The organism is Sphingosinicella humi (assembly GCF_003129465.1).
GTDB classification, from domain to species: domain Bacteria; phylum Pseudomonadota; class Alphaproteobacteria; order Sphingomonadales; family Sphingomonadaceae; genus Allosphingosinicella; species Allosphingosinicella humi.
Genome location: NZ_QFFF01000001.1, coordinates 1,426,172 through 1,445,975 on the forward strand (window position 1 = coordinate 1,426,172; position 19,804 = coordinate 1,445,975).

Here is a 19,804-nt window from a genome sequence, read left to right on the forward strand (position 1 = left end):
GGCCTGTCCGGCCCGGACGCATTACCCGATATGGAATGCGGCTTTAGTCAGGCTTCCGGCTTCGCGCCCCACGGCGGCGGAGGCGGCGCGACCGGTCTGGTGAGATCGAACTCCGCGCGCAGGTAGCGGTTCGGGCGGCGGAGCTCGTAGGCGAAAATCCGACCCGGCTCGATCTCGATGGCCCAGACGTTGGTGGTCGAGACCGCCGCTCCCTCGCGGTTGAACAGGTCCCTGGAAAATGAGTCGACGGGGAATTCCTGCCGGGTCGCGGTCCCGGGCGCGGTCGTGTCGCCGCCATATTGGGTCAGCACGTCCTCGCTGCCGTCCGGGTGGCGATGGTCGTGCTTGAGGCGAAGGCCGCCCTCTTCGGTGCGCGACACGACCCAGGTGCGCGAGCGATCCTCGCCGACATGGAAGGGGATGCGGATCGTGTCGTCGGAACATTCCCGCACGTGCATCACCAGGCGGCTGCTGCGCATCTCCTCGTCGGCCGCTTCGTCCGAAACCACCCGGCCTTCATAGGCCTTGCCGCACAGCGCCGAGAGGCTGGCGAAGAAGCGATCGGCGGCGGTCTCCGCGGCGGCGACCGGCGCTTGATCGTCGGCGACGCCCCCGTCCGTACAGGCGGCGAGGACAAGGGCAAGCGGGAGCGCGATCCACTTCATGAGGAGACGCTAGGGGGAAAGACGGGCCCTGCCAAGGCGTGGCTCTTCGACCCGTATCCGGATCGCGAGGACAAGCCCGTTGAGCAGCGTGAACAGACTCGCGACCTGCCACAGTCCGAAGGCGAGCGGCAGCACCGCGACCTCGCCGACAACGATGGCGTAATTGGGATGGCGGAGCCATCGGTACGGCCCGTCCTTCACCAAAGGCGCGTCCGGAAGAACGATGATGCGAGTCGTCCAACGCCGGCCCAACGTTGCGAGCACCCAGATGCGCCCGACCTGGAGCAGCAGGAACAAGCCGATCAGCGGCCAGATCACAGGACGACCGGGGGCTAGCCACCAAAGTGCCGCCAACCAGGCCGCGTGGACGGCGACGATCAGCGGATAATGGCCTTGGCCGACTTCATAGGCCCCGCGCGCGAGCAGGGCCTGGGTATTGCGGCGCGCGAGCATCAGTTCGCCCAGCCGCTGCGCCGTCACCAGGGCCAGGATCACCGCCGGCCAACCCACCTCACCGATCCCGAGCTCAGGCATTCCGCGCCCGCGCCAACGACAATCCCGCGGCCGTGAAGCCCGGCCCGAGCGCCAGCAGCAACGTCCGCTCCGGCATGCCCGCCTGGAGCAACCGCTCCAGCACGAAGAGCACCGTGGGCGCGGACATGTTGCCGAAATCACGGAGGATGGCGCGCTCGTGGTCGAGCTCGCCCTCCTTCAGCGCCAGGCCCGACTCCAGTGCCGCGACGACCTTGGCGCCGCCGGGATGGCAGGTGAAGCGGTCTATCTCCCGACGTTCCAGGCCGAGCGCCTCCAGCATATGCGCCACGGCGGTGGCCATATACTGCTCGACGAACGGCGGAATGGCGCGGTCGAAGATGACGGCCAGGCCGGGATCCTCGACATCCCAGCCCATGATGCCCAGCGTGTCGGGCCACAATATCTCGCATCCCCCCTCGACCGTGGCCCACCCCCCGTCGCCGGAGCGCAGGACGGCGGCGGCCGCGCCGTCCCCGAACAGGGCGGTGGCGACGATATTGGCCTTGCTGACCTTGTCGATCCGGATCGTGGTCGAGCAGAGTTCGATCGTCACGAACAGCGCCGTCCTGCCTTCGCCGGCCGCTGCCAACCGGGCCGCGGTGGCCAACCCGCTGACGCCGCCGGCGCAGCCAAGGCCGAACAGGGGGACGCGCTCGGCATCGACCCTGAAGCCCATCCTGCCGGCAACGCGGGCCTCGAGGCTGGGGGTGGCGATGCCCGTTGTCGAGACGGTGACGAGGCAGTCGATGTCGCGGGCTTCGACACCGGCCTGGTCGAGGGCCTTCCTCGCCGCCTCGACATAAAGCGCCTCGGCCGTCTCCAGATAGACCTGGTTGCGCTCCTTCCAGCCATGATCGCCCCAATACCAGTCGGTGGGCCTGGAGAGACGCCGAGTGGCAACCCCGGCATTGTCGAAGACCGGCTCCAGCTGCTCGAAAAGCCGCATGCGTGTGCCGAACAGGCTCCGGGCGAAGCTTTTAGCCTCCTCCTGGACGAGGACATGGGGGGGAACCGCCGTCGCGAGCGAGAGCAGGGCCACCGGAGGACGACTATTATTCGGCATCCATCGGTCCGATCCGATCGCCCCCATCTTGACGCAACCGACCTGCCGCTGGAAGGTCCGCCACGTCGCCCGATCCTTACACCCTGTTTGCCTGGAGGCCTATAGATGCGTCCTCTCTCTCTTGCCGCCACCGCCCTGCTGCTCGTTGCCTGCAACCCGACGGAAGGCGTTGCCACCGGCAACCAGGCCGCTCCCGCGGATGGCGAGCCGGGCCGTCCCTTCCAGGTCCAGGAGATCGCTCAGTTCAACGAGCCCTGGGCGATGACCTTCATTCCCGGCACCGGCCAGGCGTTGATCACGCAAAAGTCGGGTGAGCTCATGCTGTGGACGCCTGGCGGGGCGGTTACCGAGGTGCAGGGCGTGCCCGCCGTCGACCATGGCGGCCAGGGCGGCCTCGGCGACGTCATCCTCCATCCCGATTTTGCCAATAACGGCGTCATCTATCTGAGCTGGGCGGAGGCCGGCGAAGGCGACACGCGCGGCGGGGCCGTGGGCCGGGGGCGGCTGGTGCTCGAGGGCGGGGCTCCCCGCATCGAGGGCATGCAGGTGATCTGGCGCCAGGACCCCAAGGTGACCGGCCGCGGCCATTATGCCCACCGCCTCGTCTTCTCGCCCGACGGCTATCTCTTCATCTCGAGCGGCGAGCGCCAGAAATTCGATCCGGCGCAGGACATGAAGATGAACCTCGGCAAGATCATCCGCCTGACCGACACGGGCACGGTGCCGAGCGACAATCCCTTCCACGACCAGGGCGGCGTCACGTCGCAAATCTGGAGCCTCGGCCACCGCAACCCGCTCGGCCTCGCCTTCGATGCCGAAGGACGGCTGTGGGAGCATGAGATGGGTCCGAAGGGCGGCGACGAGTTCAACCTCATCGAGAAGGGCCAGAATTACGGCTACCCAATCGTCTCCGACGGCGATCATTATGACGGGCGCGACATACCGGCTCACGCGACCCGGCCCGAATTCACCAAGCCGAAGATCGTCTGGACGCCCGTCGTCTCGCCCGCGGGCCTCATCATCTACTCGGGTGCGATGTTCCCCGAATGGCGCGGCGACGCGCTGATGGGCGGGCTGTCCGGGAAGGCGCTGCTCCGCATCGATCTCGACGGAACCACCGCCAAAGTCGCGGACCATTGGGACATGGGCCAGCGCATCCGCGAGGTGGAGCAGGGGCCGGACGGCTCGATCTACCTGCTGGAAGACGAGCGTGAAGGCTCGGGCGGCCGGCTGCTGAGGCTGACCCCGGCGACCTAGGCCCGGCGATAGCGGAAATACCAGACTTCGTGGCCCTTGCGGCGGGCCTTGGCCTCGTAGCGGGTCTCCGGCCAGCCGCCGGGACGGGTGAGGAAGTCCTTGGCGCTCTCCGCCAGCCACTCGAAGTCGCGGCGCTGGTTCATGATCATCATCGACCAGCGGCAATAGGTCGGGTCGTCCGTGCCGAGCCGGAACTCGCCGCCGGGCTGTAGCTTGGCGGCGATGAGGTCGAGCGGGCCATGATTGACCATGCGGCGCTTGGCATGGCGCGCCTTCGGCCAGGGATCGGGATGCAGCAGATACACGAAGCGCAGGCTCGCGTCCGGTAGCCGCTCCAGCACATTGAGCGCGTCGCCCATGTGAAGCCGGACATTCGGCAGGTGCTTGTCGCGGATATGGACGAGCGCGCCGACGACGCCGTTCAGGAAAGGCTCGCAGCCGATGAAGCCGTGGTCCGGCAGCAGATCGGCGCGATAGGCGAGATGCTCGCCGGAGCCGAAGCCGATCTCGAAGTGAAGCGGGCGCTCGTCGCCGAACAGGCGGGTCCAATCGACCGGCCCCTCCTCGGGAACGCTGACGGCCGGCAGCAACTCCTCGACCAGCGCCGCCTGCCCCTGGCGGAGCTTATGGCCCGAACGGCGCCCGTAAAGGCGTCGGATGGTGGTCGGATCGGATTTCGCGGTCGTCATGCGCCGGCCCTATCGCCGCATTTGCCGCTGCCGCCAAGCATCCTTGCGAAACGACCCTGGTTTCGTCACCCTTGGGCAATCATATGCCCGCGGGGGGGCTCCCGCACCTCCCATCCATCCCCTAGCAAAGGAGGAAATCATCTCCGATTTCATCGGATACACCGTTACCGACCAGCCCTGGCTGCAGACGCTGCTTTTCCTGGCCATACTCGTCCTCGTCGCCATGCTGGGAAACTGGATCGCCAAGCAGGTCGTCCTCAAGATCTTCGGCCGTTTGCTGACCCTGACCCCGCATGAGGGCGAGCAGGGGGCGCTCACGCGAATCGCGCGGCGCTTGTCCAACCTCGTCCCGGCCCTCATCATTCAGGCCGGCATCGTGGCGGTGCCGAACCTGCCGAGCGCCCTCATCAGCCTTGTCCAGGCGGTCGCCACCGGCTTCATGATCCTGACGGTGGCGATGGCGATCAGCGCCGCGCTCGATTTCGCCAACGAAGTCTATAACCGCAGGCCTGATGCGGGCAGCCGGCCGATCAAGGGCTATCTGCAGGTCGGCAAGATCATCGTCTATTTCGCCAGCGCGATCCTCATCATCGCCGCGCTGATCGACAAATCCCCGCTGCTCCTCCTCTCCGGCCTCGGCGCGATGGCGGCGGTGCTGATGCTGGTGTTCAAGGACACGATCCTCTCGCTCGTCGCCTCGGTCCAGCTGAGTTCGAACGACATGCTTCGCGTAGGCGACTGGATCGAGATGCCGCAGCTCGGCGCCGACGGCGACGTCGTCGATATCGCGCTCCACACGGTCAAGGTTCAGAACTGGGACAAGACGATCACGACCATCCCGACGCACCGCCTGATCAGCGAGTCCTTCCGGAACTGGCGAGGCATGTACGAAGCAGGCGGACGGCGGATCAAGCGATCCTTGACGATCGACCAGAACAGCATCCGCTTCCTCGAGCCCAGCGAAGTGGAAAGGCTGCGGCGCTTCTCGCTCCTCTCCGACTATCTGGCCGGCAAGGAGACGGAGCTCGCCGAATGGAACCAGGCCCGGCCGGAGCGGACCAGGGACGCGGTGAACGCCCGCCGCATCACCAATATCGGCACTTTCCGTGCCTATGTGAGCGCCTATCTGAAGGCCCGCGGAGACCTCTCCGACAAGCTGTTCTTGCTGGTGCGCCAGCTCGCGCCTTCGGAGACCGGTCTGCCGCTCGAAATCTACGCCTTCACGGCCAGCACGGCCTGGGCGGATCATGAGGGGACGCAGGCCGACATCTTCGACCATTTGATCGCCATCCTGCCCGAATTCGGGCTGCGGCTGTTCCAGCAGCCGACGGGCTTGGATTTCGCCGCCGGCCTTGGACAGGTGCGACGAGCGGCCTAGCCTTTCGAGTCGCCCGGCGGGCGCCGCTCCGCGGCTCAGCTCTGTTCCGAGCCGTCGCTGCCGCCCGGCGGTGGGGGCGCGGCGATCCGCTCGATGCCCGCCCTCACTCTCGTCGCCCGGCGGATTGCGTTTCGGACCCGGGGATAGGTGCCGCAGCGGCAGATGTTGGTGATGGCGGCGTCGATCTCCGCGTCGGTCGGATTGGGATTCTTCTCGATCAGCGCGGCGGCGGCCATGATCATTCCGGGCTGGCAGAAGCCGCATTGCGGCACCGAATCGGCCACCCAGGCCTGCTGCACCGGATGCGACCGGTCTCGCGACAGCGCCTCGATGGTCGTCACGAAGCTGCCTTCGACGGCCGCGATGGTGACGGTGCAGCTGCGTACCGCCTCGCCGTCGATATGCACCGTGCACGCGCCGCAATCGCCGGTGCCGCAGCCATATTTGGTGCCGGTAAGGTTGGAGGCGTCCCGCAGCGCCCAGAGCAGGGGCGTCTCCGGATCCATCCGATAATGGACGGGCTGGCCGTTCACGGTGAAGCGGGTCATGGTCCCGGCTTTAGGTCTCGCCGGCCGATCGGGGAAGGGGCAGGAGCGAGCATTGCCGCTTGAAATGAGCCTCGGCCGCTGGTATCGGGCCGCTCACGACGGCGCGGAAGAATGTTTCGCGACGACCCTGTTCTATCGCTTCTATCGGGTTTGTGTCAGGCGGTTCCTATCGATCGCCGCACGGCCTTTTGAAATCGGAGAGTGACGACCGCTTATGCAAATCATCGTTCGCGACAACAATGTCGACCAGGCGCTGCGAGCGCTCAAGAAGAAGCTCCAGCGCGAAGGCGTCTACCGCGAGATGAAGCTGCGCCGTCACTATGAGAAGCCGTCCGAGAAGCGCGCCCGCGAGCGCGCCGCCGCCGTCCGCCGCGCCCGTAAGCTGGAGCGCAAGCGGCTGGAGCGCGACGGCGTCCGCTAAGGGCATTTTCGGCGGGACAGGCTTGCTTCCGCATGCAGGGCGGCGATAGAGCATCGTCGCCCTTTCCATTGTTCGGGATACGCCCATGTCCGTCACCGCGGTTCCCATTCGCCCGATCAAGAAGGGCTCCGTCACCAAATTATGGATCGGTCTGGCGGCACTTAGCCTCGCCGCCGGTGCGCTGGCCTGGGCGGGAACCGCCGGCCAGCATTATGTCACCACCGAATCGGGCCTGCAGTTCCGAGTCGTGAGCGAAGGCGAAGGGCCGCACCCGGCGCCCACCGACATTGTCCTCATCGACTATACGGGGACGCTCGAGGACGGCACGGTGTTCGACACCAGCGAGGGCCGGCAACCCGTCCCGCTGCCCGTGATGGGCTCGATCCCCGGCTTCGCCGAGGGCCTGCAGATGATGCGCAAGGGCGGGACCTACCGCCTGCGCATCCCGTCCGAGCTGGCCTATGGCGCCACAGGTGCCGGGGATGCCATTCCGCCTGACGCCGATCTCCAGTTCGAAGTGACGCTGATCGACTTCGTTCCGGCCTCGGCGCTGCAAGGCATGGGAATACCCCCGCCCGGCATGTGAGGCTGCCGGGACAGGATTCTTTCGTCATTGCGAGGAGCGAAGCGACGAAGCAATCCAGCCCCGCTCTGCCGCCTCACTGGATTGCTTCGCTTCGCTCGCAATGACGGCCGACACTGCCTAGGGTTCCGGCGTTCGTGCGCCGTGCTCCTCTTCCGATCTTTGCTGCAGGGCCGCCTTGGCCATGGCCAGGATCGGGTCGGCGAGGGCCAGGCCGAGGATGCCGAACATGGCGCCGAACAGCAGCTGGGCGCCGAGCACCAGCGCCGGCGCCAGGTCGACCGTCTTCTTGGCGACGTAAGGCACGATCAGATAGCCGTCGACGATCTGGACCACGGCGTAGACCATTACCGCCCACAAGCCCGTGTCGACGCCGGCGCTGAAGCCGACGAGGATGATGAGCACGCCCGAGATGATGGCGCCGATATTGGGAAGGAAGGCCAGGATGCCGGTGAGGAGGCCGAGCAGCAGCGCCATCGGCACTCCGCCCGCCCATAGCAGCACCCAGGTTCCGACCCCTTCCACGGCCATGCCGAGCAGCCGGCCCGCCATCAGGCGGCGCAGGGTGAAGGCCATGCGCTCGATCATGCGGTAAAAGCCGTCTCGGCTGCGCATCGGCAGCATCCAGCCGACGCCGCGCTCGTAGAGGCGCGGCTCGACGGCGATGAACACGCCGATGACCATGATCAGGAACAGGCTGGTCGCCGCGCCGATGACGTTCGTGACGGCGTAGGTGAGGCGCCCCAGCGAGCCCATCACCTGCTCGAATATCTGTTCGATCCTGATGTCGCCGGGAACGAAGCCGAAGCTCGCTGCCCATTCGAGCGCGCGGTTGGCTTGGCGGGTGATGACCTCCTGGAAATTGCCCGCTTGCTGCGCGATCTGCATGCCCGCGAGCGCGATCGTTCCGACCAGGAACGCAATGGCGAGCAGGGTGATGATGGTGAGGCGCCAGCCGCGCCCGATCGGCAGCACACGGCCCAGAAGGCGCGTTCCGCCATCGAGAATCGAGGCGAAGACGAGGCCGCCGAGGATCAGCAGCAGCGGCTGCGACAGGAAAGCGACCGCGAAGATGAGCAGCCCAAGCCCGAGCCAGACGCTCGCCCGCTTCAGTTCCTGACGGATCAGCGGGTCGCGAAACTCCGTCGGGCCCGGCTCCTCGACATCGCGGCGGCCGGGCGCATCGCTCATTGCGCGGGCGCGGCCGCGTCCGGATGGAGCGAGTCGCCGGCGCGGCCGCCGCGCAGCGCCGTGAACCAGCTGATCGGGTTCAGATATTCCGACGATCCATCGAGCGAGAAGGTGATGAACTCGGCCCGCCCGCCGATATTCTCATAGGGCACGGGGCCGCCCAGGCCCTGCCGATCCGCGCTCACCCGGCTGTCGGCCGACTTGTCGCGATTGTCGCCCATCAGGAACACATGCTCCTCGAGGATTCGGATCCGCGGGAAATCGTCGACCTCCGAATAGCCCATGTCGATGGTGTCGTAGGAAACGCCGTTGGGCAGCGTCTCGCGATAGAGCGGCAGGCGGCAGTAACGCTGGCCATCCGGACCGGTCACGCGATGCTCGCCGAATTCATCGGGATAGCAGGGGATGTTCTCGTCGATCGGGATCATCGCCGGCGGCAACTCCACGCGCTTCACCGGCACGCCGTTGATGATGAGGTGGCCGTCGATCATCTCGATCGTGTCGCCGGGAAGGCCGACGACGCGCTTGATATAGTCGGAGGTCTGGCCCGGCGGCGTGACGATGACGATGTCGCCGCGCTCCGGGAGCGAGCCGAACAGCCGCCCGTCGCTCGGCGGAAGGATGTGGAAGCTGGGCGACACCCAGGACCAGCCATAGGGAAATTTGCTCACCACCAGCCGATCGCCCTTCAAGAGCGTCGGCATCATCGATTCCGAGGGGATATAGAAGGGCTTGGCGATGAAGCTGTGGAAGGCGAGCACGGCCAGGATCAGCCAGAAGATCGCCTTGATCTCCCCCCACCAGTCGGTGCCGCCCTTCTTCTTGGCGGCTTCCTCGGTTTCTGAAGCGCTATCGGTCATCGCGACGGCGGGATCGCTCTCGCTCACCCTTGGGCTCCTTCTAGGGGGCTGGCGGTAATGATGACGAAAGCCTGGGCGAAGGGATGATCGTCGGTCATCGTCAAATGAATGGAAATGGCGTGGCCTTCCGGGGTCATGGCGTCAAGTCTCTGCTTCGCTCCGCCGGTCAGCGCAAGCGTCGGCTGGCCCGACGCTTTATTGACGACGCCTATATCTTTCATGAACACGCCGCGCTTGAAGCCGGTGCCGACCGCCTTGGAAAAGGCCTCCTTGGCGGCGAAACGCTTGGCATAGGTGCCGGCGCGGGTGTGCGGGCGGCTCGCCGCCTTGGCTCGTTCCACGTCGGTGAAGACGCGCCGCTCGAACTTTTCGCCCCAGCGGTCGAGCGATTTCTGGATCCGCTCGATATTGCAGAGGTCGGAGCCGATGCCGATGATCATGACGGCCCCAACAGGCCGTCACTCCGGCGAAGGTCGGGGTCTCGTGGAGACCCGCGGTGACTTCTTGTCCTGAGATCCCGGCCTGCGCCGGGATAACGAGTGACGCTCATCCCCGTGCCTCATCCATTAGCGCGCGCATTCTCGTGACGCTCGCTTCAAAACCGGTGAAGATCGCCTCGCCGACCAGGAAATGGCCGATGTTGAGCTCGGCGAGCTGCGGGATGGCGGCGACGGGCGCGACATTGTCGAAGGTGAGGCCATGGCCGGCATGCGGCTCGATGCCGTTCTTCCGGGCGAGCGCGGCCGCGTCGGCGAGTCGGCGAAGCTCGGCCGTCCGCGCCTCGCCCTCCAGATGGGCGTAGAGGCCGGTGTGAAATTCGACGACCGGCGCGCCGAGATGGATCGCGGCCTCGATCTGACGGGGCTCCGGCTCGATGAACAGGCTGACGCGGATGCTCGCCTCGTTGAGGCGGGCGACGAACGGCGCGAGTTGGTCGTGCTGACCGGCGGCGTCGAGGCCGCCCTCGGTGGTCCGCTCCTCGCGCTTCTCGGGGACGATGCAGGCGGCGTGCGGACGGTGGCGGAGCGCAATCTCCAGCATTTCCTCGGTTGCCGCCATCTCGAGATTGAGCGGTATGGTGAGGCGCTCCATCAGCCGGTGGATGTCGTCGTCGGTGATGTGCCGGCGGTCCTCGCGAAGATGGGCGGTGATGCCGTCAGCGCCCGCATCGGCCGCGGCGAACGCGGCACGCACCGGATCGGGATGGTCGCCGCCGCGCGCGTTCCTTATCGTCGCGACATGATCGACATTGACGCCAAGGCGGAGTCCGTCCTGAGCGCCTCGGAGGATCACGCCGCCTTCCGGCTCCCCGGCTTCTCGGCCGGAAGGGCGGCGAGGTCCTGCGGGAGGGCGTCGGCCGGATAGGTCGGCACGGTGATGCTGACCAGCGGGAAGAAGGGGACGCCCAGATCGGCCTCGCCGCTGGAGCGGTCGACCAGCGCCGCGGCCGCGATGACTTCGCCGCCCGCTTCCTCTACGGCCTTGATCGCCTCGCGCGAGGAGAGGCCGGTGGTGACCACATCTTCCATCAGCAGCACCTTCTGCCCCGGCTTCAGGCGAAAGCCGCGGCGAAGCTCGAAGGTGCCGGTGGGCCGCTCGACGAAGATCGCCTCGACCCCTAGAGCACGGCCCATCTCATGGCCGGCGATGACGCCGCCCATGGCCGGGGACACGACAATCTCGATCTGGCTGCGGATGTCGCGCGGCATCGACGCGGCCAGCGCGGAGGCCAGCCGCGCGGCCCGCATCGGGTCCGCCAGCACGCGCGCGCATTGCAGGTAGCGCGGGCTGTGGAGGCCGGAGGACAATATGAAATGCCCCTCCAGCAGCGCGTCCGCGGCCCGGAATTCCGCCAAAATCTCTTCTTCACTCATACCCAAATACCCGCTCGCTCCTTGCCCGAGGGCAGATAGGCCGGTGTGCCTTCCTCATCAAGCTTTAGCCAAAAAGTTTCACGGACTTGAGGCGCGCATTTCCGCTGCTATAAGGCCGCCAACCTTTACCGTCCGCGACCGAATCCATGCCCGCTCCTTTTGGTCCGGGCCCAAGGGGTTTAGATGAAGACTCTAATCAAGCTAATTGCCGTCGCAGCCGCGCTCGGCCTCTCACCCGCCTCGGCGTTCGCCCAGAATACCCAGCCGGCGCCCGTCGCCGAGTCGCTGGTGGCCGACTCGCAGGCCGCTCCGGCCCAGCCGGAAGAAGCCTCGCCCGACCAGGCGGCGGTGAACCCCGAGGAGCCGAGCGACGCCACGGTCGCGGAGAGCACCTATGCCAGCAACATCATGCCCGAGCCCGGCGTCGGCCAGCCCGACGGCCGCATGGGCCTGCAGGATCAGTATACCGGCATCGGCGAAGAAGCCGCCTGGTTCCATGATGTGATCCTGATGCCGGTGATCGCCGCCATCTCGATCCTCGTCCTGTTCCTGATGGTGTGGGTCGTGGTCCGCTATCGCCGCCGCGCCAATCCGGAGCCGTCGCGGACGACTCACAACACGATGATCGAGGTGATCTGGACGCTGGTACCGGTCATCATCCTCGTCATCATCGCGGTGCCGTCGATCCGGCTGCTCGCGAACCAATATTCCCCGCCCGAGGCGGACCTCACCGTCAAGGTGATGGGCAACCAGTGGTACTGGACCTACCAGTATCCGGACCATGGCGATTTCGAGGTCGTCTCCAACATGCTGTCCGAGGAGGACGCAAAGGCCCGCGGCGAGCCGCGGCTGCTCGCGGTCGACAATCGGATGGTTGTCCCCGCCGGCGCCACCGTGAAGCTGATCGTCACCTCCAACGACGTCATCCACGCCTTCGCCGTTCCGGCCTTCTGGTCCAAGATCGACGCCGTTCCCGGCCGCCTCAACGAGACCTGGTTCAAGGTCGATCGGCCCGGCGTCTATTACGGCCAGTGCTCGGAGCTGTGCGGCGCGCGTCACGCCTATATGCCGATCGCCGTCGAAGTGGTCCCGCCGGCGCAGTTCGCCGCCTGGGTCGCCTCCCAGGGCGGCACCATGCCCGGCGCGGCGCCGGCGCCCGTCACCGCCTCGGACGCGATCGACGACACGTCGGCGACCGAGACGCCCCAGATCCCCGAACCGACGCTGGTGAACGCCACCGGCCCGGCCGTTCCCGTCGAACAGGCCGCGACCGTCAATCCCACCGAGGCTGAATGATGACCGACACGACCGCCAACGCCGCCTATTTCCAGGCGGACCACGCCCATGAGGCGCCTGCGCATGAGGACCACAAGCCGGGCTTCTTCGCGCGCTGGTTCATGTCGACGAACCACAAGGACATCGGCACCCTCTACCTGATCTTCGCGATCATCGCGGGCATCATCGGCGGGGCGATCTCCGGCCTGATGCGCTGGGAGCTGATGGAGCCGGGCGTCCAGTATCTGGAGGCCTGGTCGGGCGCCGCCTCGTTCGACGAGGCTCTGCACTTCTGGAACGTGCTCATCACCAATCACGGCCTCATCATGATCTTCTTCATGGTGATGCCGGCGATGATCGGCGGCTTCGGCAACTGGTTCGTGCCGCTGATGATCGGCGCGCCGGACATGGCCTTCCCGCGCATGAACAACATCAGCTTCTGGCTGCTGCCGCCGGCCTTCATCCTGCTGCTCGGCTCGTCCTTCGTGGCGGGCGGCACCGGCATGGGCTCCGGCACCGGCTGGACGCTCTATCCGCCGCTCTCGACCAGCGGGTCGGTGGGCGCGTCGGTCGACATGGGCATCTTCGCGATGCACCTGGCGGGTGCTAGCTCGATCCTCGGCGCGATCAACTTCATCACGACCATCTTCAACATGCGCGCGCCGGGCATGACCCTGCACAAGATGCCGCTGTTCGCCTGGTCGGTGCTGATCACCGCCTTCCTGCTGCTGCTCGCGCTGCCGGTGCTGGCCGGCGCGATCACCATGCTGCTGACCGACCGCAACTTCGGCACCAGCTTCTTCGACGCCAGCCAGGGCGGCGACCCGGTGCTCTACCAGCACCTGTTCTGGTTCTTCGGCCACCCCGAAGTGTACATCATGATCCTGCCGGGCTTCGGCATGGTCAGCCAGATCGTCGCCACCTTCAGCCGCAAGCCCGTCTTCGGCTATCTCGGCATGGCCTACGCCATGGTCGCGATCGGCGTGGTCGGCTTCATCGTCTGGGCCCACCACATGTTCACCGTCGGCATGGACGTGAACACGAAGATGTATTTCACCGCGGCGACGATGGTGATCGCGGTGCCCACGGGCATCAAGATCTTCAGCTGGATCGCCACCATGTGGGGCGGCAGCCTCACCTTCCAGACGCCGATGATGTGGGCGCTGGGCTTCATCTTCATGTTCACGATCGGCGGCGTCACCGGCGTCGTGCTCGCCAATGGCGGCATCGACAACTACATGCACGACACCTACTACGTCATCGCCCACTTCCACTATGTGCTCTCGCTCGGCGCCGTGTTCGCGCTGTTCGCGGCCTGGTACTATTGGTTCGGCAAGATGTGGGGACGCCAGTATAACGAAGTGCTGGGTCAGCTTCACTTCTGGACCTTCTTCATCGGCGTCAACATCCTGTTCTTCCCGATGCACTTCCTCGGGTTGGACGGCATGCCGCGACGCTATCCGGACTATCCGGACGCCTATGCCGGCTGGAACGAGGTCGCGAGCTGGGGCTATGTGATCATGGCCGTCGGCATGGTGTTCTTCTTCATCAACGTCTTCTGGTCGTTGATCGCGGGCAAGAAGGCGCCGGCCAATCCGTGGGGCGAAGGTGCGACCACGCTGGAGTGGACGCTGTCCTCGCCGCCGCCGTTCCACCAGTTCGAGACGCTGCCGAAGATCGACTGAGGCACAAAGGAAGAGAGACCACCGCCATCCCAGTCCTTTGGCTGGGGTGGCGGCGGAATTGCTGATATGACCACGCAAGTGCTGGAACAGACTCGCGCCCTGACCGCCGACTGGCGGGACTTCGTCGCGCTGACGAAGCCCCGGGTGATGACGCTCGTCGTCTTCACGGGCCTGTGCGGTCTCCTCGCGGCGCCGAGCGCGATCCACCCGGTGCTCGCCTTCACCGCCATCCTCTGCATCGCCCTTGGCGCGGGCGCGGCGGCGGCGCTCAACCAATGGTACGAAGCCGATATCGATGCGCTGATGAGGCGCACATCGAAGCGTCCGCTGCCCGCCGGCCGTATGGACCGGCAGACGGCGCTTCATTTCGGCGTGGGGCTCGGCGCCTTCTCGGTCCTGCTGATGGGCGTCGCCACCAACTGGCTCGCGGCGGCGGTGCTCGCCGTCTCGATCCTTTTCTACGTCCTCGTCTACACCGTGTGGCTGAAGCGGCGCACGCCGCAGAACATCGTCATCGGCGGCGCCGCCGGCGCCTTCCCGCCGGTGATCGGCTGGGCCGCGGCGACGGGGGACGTGACCCTGCTCCCGCTTCTTCTCTTCACCCTCATCTTCATGTGGACGCCGCCGCATTTCTGGGCGTTGTCGCTGTTCGTCCGCTCGGACTATGCCAATGCCGGCGTGCCGATGCTGCCGGTCGTCTCGGGGCCGAGGGTGACGCGCCAGCAGATCGCGCTCTACACCTTGCCGATGGCGGCCGCCGCCGTCGCGCCCTGGCCGCTGGGCCTCGCCGGCGCAGTCTACGGCGTCGCCGCCGCCGCGCTCAGCCTGGCCTTCATCGTCCTGGCGCTCCAGGTGCTCGCCAACCGGGCCACCGAGCCTTCGGAGATGAAGCCGGAAAAGCGCCTCTTCGCCTTCTCCGTCATCTATCTCTTCGCCATTTTCGGCGCTCTCGTCCTCGATCGTTGGTTGCTGGCATGACCCTGCCCGACCCCGACGAGGAATTCCGCGCCCGCCAGAGAAGCCGCGCCAACCTCATGGCCTGGCTGCTCGGTGCCTTCGTCATCCTGATGTTCGCGATCACGATCGCCAAGATGACGGTGAACCAATGACGACGCTTGCTCAAAAGAACGGCCGCACGGCGGCCATCGCCGCTCTGATCGTGCTCGCCATGGTCGGCCTCGCCTTCGCCAGCGTGCCGCTCTATCGCCTCTTCTGTCAGGTGACGGGTTTCGCCGGCACCACGCAGCGCGCCGACGAAGCGGATCTCCCGGTCCAACCCACCGGCAAGATCATCAACGTCCGCTTCGATTCCAACACCAATTCCGCGCTGCCCTGGGAGTTCCAGCCCGAAAAGCATGTCGAGCGCACGGCGATCGGGGCCCGCAAAATGGCCTTCTACAGGGCGAAGAACCTGTCTGACGAGCCGGTCACCGGTACCGCCACCTTCAACGTGACGCCGCTCCAGGCCGGGCAATTTTTCACCAAGATCGAGTGCTTCTGCTTCACCGAGCAGACGTTGCAGCCCGGTGAGGAAGTCCGGATGCCGGTCATCTATTATATCGATCCCGCCATCCTCGACGACCCGTACGCCAAGGACATCAGCGAGATCACGCTGAGCTACACTTTTTATCCCGTGGACGAGCCGACGGCTCAAAGTTAGAGAAACCCCGTCATTCCAGCGAAAAGCTGGAATCCAATCTGGTCTGAATGGACCCGGGCTTCGCCGGGGTGACGATTGAGAGACAGGAACAGGACGAGACATGGCCGGAGCCAAAACCCACGATTTCCACATCTTGCCGCCGAGCATCTGGCCGCTCTTGACCAGCTTTTCGGCGCTGGCGCTGTTTGGAGGCGCCGTCATGTGGATGCACGATCATCCCATCGGCAATTATGTCTTCTTCGCGGGCGTCATCGCTACCCTCTTCTGCATGTTCAGCTGGTGGGTCGACGTGATCCGCGAAGCCCAGGGCGGCGATCATACGCCGGTCGTCCAGCTCCACCTGCGTTACGGCATGATCCTGTTCATCGCGTCGGAGGTCATGTTCTTCGTCGCCTGGTTCTGGGCCTATTTCAACGCCGCGATCTTCCCACCGGCGGTGGAGTCGATCGGTGGCGTTTGGCCGCCTCAGGGCATGAAGGTCCTCGATCCCTTCGGATATCCGCTGCTCAACACCCTGATCCTGCTCTGCTCGGGCACCACGATCACCTGGGCGCACCACGCCCTGATCCACGGCGACCGCGAGGGACTAAAGAAGGGTTTGTGGGTAACGATCGGCCTCGGCGTGCTGTTCAGCTTCATCCAGGCCTATGAATATGCCCATGCGCCGTTCGGCTTCGGCGACAATATCTATACGTCGACCTTCTTCATGGCGACGGGCTTCCATGGCTTCCACGTCATCGTCGGCACGATCTTCCTGATCGTCTGCCTGATCCGCAGCTACAAGGGCCATTTCACGCCGCGTCAGCATTTCGGGTTCGAGGCGGCGGCCTGGTATTGGCACTTCGTCGACGTGGTTTGGCTGTTCCTCTTCCTCGCCATCTACGTCTGGGGCGGGTGGGGCGCCGAGTATCACTGATGAACTTCCCCTCTCGCTTGCGGTAGGGGATTGAGGGGAGGGCCTGTCGGCCGAAACCCGTGAAAGCGACAATCCCTCCCCCGGCCCCTCCCGCAAGCGGGAGGGGGGTCGCTGAAGCCGCCCTCAAAGGCTTCTGCCCCGGCTGCGGGACCAAGTCGCTTTTCGACGGGATCGTCCGCTTCGCTCCGCGCTGCCGCGCCTGCGGGCTCGATTACTCATCCTTCAACGTCGGCGACGGGCCGGCCGCCTTCCTGATCCTGATCGTCGGGGGGCTGGTTACCGGCCTCGCGATCACGCTCGAGCTGGCGGCCGCGCCGCCTCTGTGGCTTCACCTCCTTCTCTGGCCGCTCGTCACCCTCGCCGCGGTTCTTGGATTGCTTCGCCTGGCCAAGGCGGCGCTGCTCACGCTCGAATATCGGCACAAGGCCCGCGAAGGCCGGATCAGCGACTGATGCGGTTGCCGGTCCTTCCCAGCCTGATCGTCGCCGCCGCCGTCGCGGTCATGATCGGTCTCGGCGTCTGGCAGCTGGAGCGGAAGGAGTGGAAGGAGGCGCTGATAGCGCAAGCTGAGGCCTATGGGGCGGGGCCGCCGATTTCGATCGACTGCCGGATTAGCGAAAACCCAGAAGCGCGGGCCGGACGGAATCAGGATGACATGGTTGGATATCATTATCTCGTGCCATGTGAGGCGATGCTGGCCGAGGGCGAGATGGGAGTACTGACGGTAGACTTGGGCTGGTCTAAGGCGCCGCAGGTGGTTATCCTGGAGCCTGGCGACCATACATTTGTCGGGCCGGTTCTAAGGTTCAACGAGCAGCCGCCCCTGCTCATTGTGAGCGAGCCGGATCCGCCGCTTGAACCGAGCGCTATTCCGCTCGCGCAAAACATCCCGAACAATCACCTGTTCTACGCCATTCAATGGTTCTTCTTCGCCGCTGCCGCCGCCGTCATCTACCTGCTGGCGCTGAGACGCAAAGGCGGGGGGAAGGTTGCCCCTACCAACCACGCGTCCTAAGTCCGTCCGCAGATGATGCAGCTCACTCTCCTGCCGAACGGTCTCAAGGTCGCGACCCGCGAAATGCCCGGAGTCGAAACGGCGGCGGTCGGCCTCTATGCCGATACCGGCTCGCGCTACGAGCTGGCGCGGCTCAACGGCCTCGCACATCTCTACGAGCATATGGTCTTCAAGGGCGCCGGCGGCCGCTCGGCGCGCGAGATCAGCGAGGCGATCGAGGATGTGGGCGGCGACCTCAACGCCGCCACCGATCGCGACAATACCAGCTTCATGGCGACGGTGATGGCCGAGCATGTGCCGCTCGGCGTCGAGCTGATCGCCGACATGATCCTCCGCCCGCATTTCGAGCCGCGGGAGCTCGAACGCGAAAAGGATGTCGTCCTGCAGGAGCTGGGCGAAGCGCGGGACACGCCCGGCGACATCATCTTCGACGACCTGCTGGCCGCCGCCTTCGCTGACCAGCCGCTCGGCCGCTCGATCCTCGGCGACGAGGCGACCATCGCCGCTATCTCGGTCGAGGATCTCCACGATTGGCGGGAAAGCCAGTATCGGGCCGGCGGCCTCGCCCTGGTCGCGGCCGGCAAGGTCAATCACGCCGAGCTGGTCGCTCTTGCCGAGCGGCACTTCTCGGAGCTTCCAGGCGGCGGCATCGACGAGGCGCAAGGCGCCCGCTTCACCGGCGGCGATCGCGTCGGCCGCGCGTCGAGCGATCAGGCCCATCTCGCCCTCGCCCTCGCCGGGTCCGCCCAATTGGATGCCGACTATTACGCCGCCCGACTCTTTGCGGACGCGATCGGCGGCGGCGCCTCGTCGCGCCTGTTCCAGCGGCTGCGGGAGGAGCGGGGCCTCGCTTATTCGGTCTATGCGAGTCTGATGCCCTGGCGCGACGTCGGCCTCCTCGCCATCTATGCCGCCACCGCCCGCCGGCAATCGGCTGCCGCCGCCAAGCTGATCGAGGAGATCGTCGCCGAGGCCGCGCGTGACATCACGCCGCGCGAGGTCGACCGCGCTCGCACCCAGGCCAAGGCCGGCCTGCTCATGTCCCTGGAGTCGAGCTGGGGCCAGGCCGGCTATGTCGCCCGCATGCTCTCTCTCTATGAGCGCCTCGTCGAGCCTTCCGAAGTGATCGCCGATCTCGACGCCGTCACCGTCGACGAGGTCCGCGCCGCCGGCTCGAAGATGCTGAGCGGCCCCCGCGCCCGGGCGACAATCGGCGTGCCCGCCGCCCGCGCCGCGTGAGCCTCTCAACCCTCGTCGCGGAGCCATGGAGCCATTACGGCCTCATGGACTCAGGGAATGGCCGCAAGCTCGAGCGCTACGGCCCCTATAGCTTCATTCGGCCGGAGCCGCAGGCGATGTGGGCGCCGGCGCTGGACGCGTGGGACGCCGACGGCGAGTTCATCCCGGGCTCCGACGAGGAAGGCGGCGGCCGCTGGCAATTCGCGCGTCCGGTGCCGCGCGAAGGCTGGGACATGGAATGGCAGGACGTCCGCTTCCGCAGCCAGTGCACCCCCTTTCGTCACCTCGCCTTCTTCCCGGACATGGCGCCGCAATGGGCGTGGATGCGTGAACGGCTGGGGGAAGGCACCACCGCGCTCAACCTCTTCGGCTATACCGGCGTCGGCACGCTGGCCCTGTCTGCCGCCGGCGCCCATCTGGTCCATGTCGACGCGTCCAAGAAGTCGGTCGAAGCGGGCAAGGAGAATGCGGCGCTGTCCGGCATGGAGGCGCGCCCCATCCGCTGGATCGTCGACGACGCCGCCAAGTTCACCGCCCGCGAGGTCCGCCGCGGCCGCCGCTACGACGGCATCATCCTCGACCCGCCCAAATATGGCCGCGGGCCCACCGGCGAGGTTTGGAAGCTGGAGGAAGGCCTTCCCGGTCTCATCGCCGACTGCGCGAAGCTGCTCGACGCCGACAGCCGATTCCTGGTCCTCACGGTCTACGCAGTGCGTATGTCGGCCCTGGCCATCGGCGAGCTGCTGCGACAGGCGACGGGCCATCTCGGCGGGCGAGTGGAAATGGGAGACATGGCGGTACGCGAGGAGGCAAGGGGTCTCCTCCTCCCCACCGCAATTTTCGCTAGGTGGTCGCGGGATTGAGCGGGACGCTGGCCTCGTAAACTCGTTCGTCCCGAGCGAAGTCGAGGGGCGTTGGCACGGACTCATCACACACGCCCCTCGACTACGC

At 66.2% G+C, this 19,804-nt stretch carries 24 protein-coding genes; 14 read left to right on the forward strand and 10 right to left on the reverse strand.

The genetic code is table 11. The features are described from left to right. Positions 1–47: 47 nt before the first annotated feature. Genes DF286_RS07055 through DF286_RS07065 form a run of 3 tightly spaced genes read right to left on the reverse strand, consistent with a single transcriptional unit; the run spans position 48 to position 2,262 of the window. The gene (locus DF286_RS07055; RefSeq protein ID WP_207790009.1) at positions 48–665 is read right to left on the reverse strand and encodes a hypothetical protein; all 618 of its coding nucleotides are present in this window, start codon (positions 663–665) and stop codon (positions 48–50) included. A gap of 9 nt (positions 666–674) precedes the next feature. Continuing rightward, positions 675–1,199 (reverse strand): isoprenylcysteine carboxyl methyltransferase family protein, encoded by a 525-nt coding sequence (locus DF286_RS07060; RefSeq protein ID WP_207790010.1) that lies wholly within the window; start codon positions 1,197–1,199, stop codon positions 675–677. Further along, positions 1,192–2,262 (reverse strand): type III polyketide synthase, encoded by a 1,071-nt coding sequence (locus tag DF286_RS07065; protein ID WP_109272071.1) that lies wholly within the window; start codon positions 2,260–2,262, stop codon positions 1,192–1,194. Before DF286_RS07065 ends, DF286_RS07060 begins: the two co-directional genes overlap by 8 nt. A gap of 105 nt (positions 2,263–2,367) precedes the next feature. Between DF286_RS07065 and DF286_RS07070 the strand changes: the two genes are divergently transcribed. Next, positions 2,368–3,519, forward strand: a complete 1,152-nt coding sequence (locus tag DF286_RS07070; protein WP_109270789.1) for a PQQ-dependent sugar dehydrogenase — start codon at positions 2,368–2,370, stop codon at positions 3,517–3,519. Here DF286_RS07070 and trmB read toward each other — a convergent pair. Next, positions 3,516–4,208: a tRNA (guanosine(46)-N7)-methyltransferase TrmB gene (gene trmB, locus DF286_RS07075; protein WP_109270790.1), complete on the reverse strand. Its 693-nt coding sequence runs from the start codon at positions 4,206–4,208 to the stop codon at positions 3,516–3,518. The genes DF286_RS07070 and trmB overlap by 4 nt on opposite strands. Positions 4,209–4,344: 136 nt before the next feature. On the opposite strand from trmB, the gene DF286_RS07080 reads away from it, so the two are divergent. Beyond that, positions 4,345–5,586, forward strand: a complete 1,242-nt coding sequence (locus DF286_RS07080) for a mechanosensitive ion channel family protein (RefSeq protein ID WP_424141251.1) — start codon at positions 4,345–4,347, stop codon at positions 5,584–5,586. Positions 5,587–5,621: 35 nt separating this feature from the next. On the opposite strand, the gene DF286_RS07085 is transcribed toward DF286_RS07080, so the two are convergent. Further along, the gene (locus tag DF286_RS07085; protein WP_109270791.1) at positions 5,622–6,134 is read right to left on the reverse strand and encodes a (2Fe-2S)-binding protein; all 513 of its coding nucleotides are present in this window, start codon (positions 6,132–6,134) and stop codon (positions 5,622–5,624) included. A gap of 214 nt (positions 6,135–6,348) precedes the next feature. Between DF286_RS07085 and rpsU the strand changes: the two genes are divergently transcribed. Beyond that, positions 6,349–6,555 carry a 30S ribosomal protein S21 gene (gene rpsU / locus DF286_RS07090; RefSeq protein ID WP_109270792.1) on the forward strand — a complete coding sequence of 69 codons (207 nt, stop codon included), beginning with the start codon at positions 6,349–6,351 and terminating at the stop codon, positions 6,553–6,555. Positions 6,556–6,640: 85 nt separating this feature from the next. After that, on the forward strand, positions 6,641–7,141 hold the full coding sequence (locus tag DF286_RS07095; protein ID WP_109270793.1) for an FKBP-type peptidyl-prolyl cis-trans isomerase: 501 nt from the start codon (positions 6,641–6,643) through the stop codon (positions 7,139–7,141). Between the two features lie 117 nt (positions 7,142–7,258). Here DF286_RS07095 and DF286_RS07100 read toward each other — a convergent pair whose 3' ends face one another. The 5 genes from DF286_RS07100 to pyrE all read right to left on the reverse strand — a co-directional run bounded on the left by DF286_RS07100 (position 7,259) and on the right by pyrE (position 11,063). Continuing rightward, positions 7,259–8,329, reverse strand: coding sequence for an AI-2E family transporter (locus tag DF286_RS07100; RefSeq protein WP_109270794.1), 1,071 nt, complete (start codon positions 8,327–8,329; stop codon positions 7,259–7,261). Beyond that, on the reverse strand, positions 8,326–9,189 hold the full coding sequence (gene lepB, locus DF286_RS07105; RefSeq protein WP_109272073.1) for a signal peptidase I: 864 nt from the start codon (positions 9,187–9,189) through the stop codon (positions 8,326–8,328). Before lepB ends, DF286_RS07100 begins: the two co-directional genes overlap by 4 nt. A gap of 23 nt (positions 9,190–9,212) precedes the next feature. Beyond that, positions 9,213–9,629: a holo-ACP synthase gene (gene acpS, locus DF286_RS07110; protein WP_109270795.1), complete on the reverse strand. Its 417-nt coding sequence runs from the start codon at positions 9,627–9,629 to the stop codon at positions 9,213–9,215. Between the two features lie 106 nt (positions 9,630–9,735). Beyond that, positions 9,736–10,482 (reverse strand): pyridoxine 5'-phosphate synthase, encoded by a 747-nt coding sequence (locus tag DF286_RS07115; protein ID WP_109270796.1) that lies wholly within the window; start codon positions 10,480–10,482, stop codon positions 9,736–9,738. Then, positions 10,479–11,063, reverse strand: a complete 585-nt coding sequence (gene pyrE / locus DF286_RS07120; protein WP_109270797.1) for an orotate phosphoribosyltransferase — start codon at positions 11,061–11,063, stop codon at positions 10,479–10,481. Before pyrE ends, DF286_RS07115 begins: the two co-directional genes overlap by 4 nt. Positions 11,064–11,246: 183 nt before the next feature. On the opposite strand from pyrE, the gene coxB reads away from it, so the two are divergent. The 10 genes from coxB (at position 11,247) to DF286_RS07165 (ending at position 19,716) form a co-directional block, all read left to right on the forward strand. After that, positions 11,247–12,359 carry a cytochrome c oxidase subunit II gene (gene coxB / locus DF286_RS07125; RefSeq protein ID WP_109270798.1) on the forward strand — a complete coding sequence of 371 codons (1,113 nt, stop codon included), beginning with the start codon at positions 11,247–11,249 and terminating at the stop codon, positions 12,357–12,359. Then, the gene (ctaD, locus tag DF286_RS07130) at positions 12,359–14,023 is read left to right on the forward strand and encodes a cytochrome c oxidase subunit I (RefSeq protein ID WP_109272074.1); all 1,665 of its coding nucleotides are present in this window, start codon (positions 12,359–12,361) and stop codon (positions 14,021–14,023) included. Before coxB ends, ctaD begins: the two co-directional genes overlap by 1 nt. 66 nt (positions 14,024–14,089) lie before the next feature. After that, entirely contained in the window at positions 14,090–15,001 is a 912-nt protein-coding gene (locus DF286_RS07135) for a heme o synthase (protein WP_109270799.1), read from the forward strand. Next, positions 14,998–15,132, forward strand: a complete 135-nt coding sequence (locus DF286_RS15475) for a hypothetical protein (RefSeq protein WP_279379322.1) — start codon at positions 14,998–15,000, stop codon at positions 15,130–15,132. Before DF286_RS07135 ends, DF286_RS15475 begins: the two co-directional genes overlap by 4 nt. Next, the gene (locus DF286_RS07140) at positions 15,129–15,683 is read left to right on the forward strand and encodes a cytochrome c oxidase assembly protein (RefSeq protein ID WP_109270800.1); all 555 of its coding nucleotides are present in this window, start codon (positions 15,129–15,131) and stop codon (positions 15,681–15,683) included. Before DF286_RS15475 ends, DF286_RS07140 begins: the two co-directional genes overlap by 4 nt. Positions 15,684–15,783: 100 nt before the next feature. Continuing rightward, entirely contained in the window at positions 15,784–16,599 is an 816-nt protein-coding gene (locus DF286_RS07145; protein ID WP_109270801.1) for a cytochrome c oxidase subunit 3, read from the forward strand. A gap of 59 nt (positions 16,600–16,658) precedes the next feature. After that, positions 16,659–17,051, forward strand: a complete 393-nt coding sequence (locus tag DF286_RS07150) for a DUF983 domain-containing protein (RefSeq protein WP_109270802.1) — start codon at positions 16,659–16,661, stop codon at positions 17,049–17,051. Further along, positions 17,051–17,614 carry an SURF1 family cytochrome oxidase biogenesis protein gene (locus tag DF286_RS07155; protein ID WP_109270803.1) on the forward strand — a complete coding sequence of 188 codons (564 nt, stop codon included), beginning with the start codon at positions 17,051–17,053 and terminating at the stop codon, positions 17,612–17,614. The genes DF286_RS07150 and DF286_RS07155 overlap by 1 nt, the downstream gene beginning before the upstream one ends. 12 nt (positions 17,615–17,626) lie before the next feature. Beyond that, positions 17,627–18,853: a M16 family metallopeptidase gene (locus tag DF286_RS07160; RefSeq protein WP_243444754.1), complete on the forward strand. Its 1,227-nt coding sequence runs from the start codon at positions 17,627–17,629 to the stop codon at positions 18,851–18,853. After that, positions 18,850–19,716, forward strand: coding sequence for a class I SAM-dependent methyltransferase (locus tag DF286_RS07165; protein WP_109270804.1), 867 nt, complete (start codon positions 18,850–18,852; stop codon positions 19,714–19,716). Before DF286_RS07160 ends, DF286_RS07165 begins: the two co-directional genes overlap by 4 nt. The last annotated feature ends 88 nt before the right edge of the window (positions 19,717–19,804 follow it).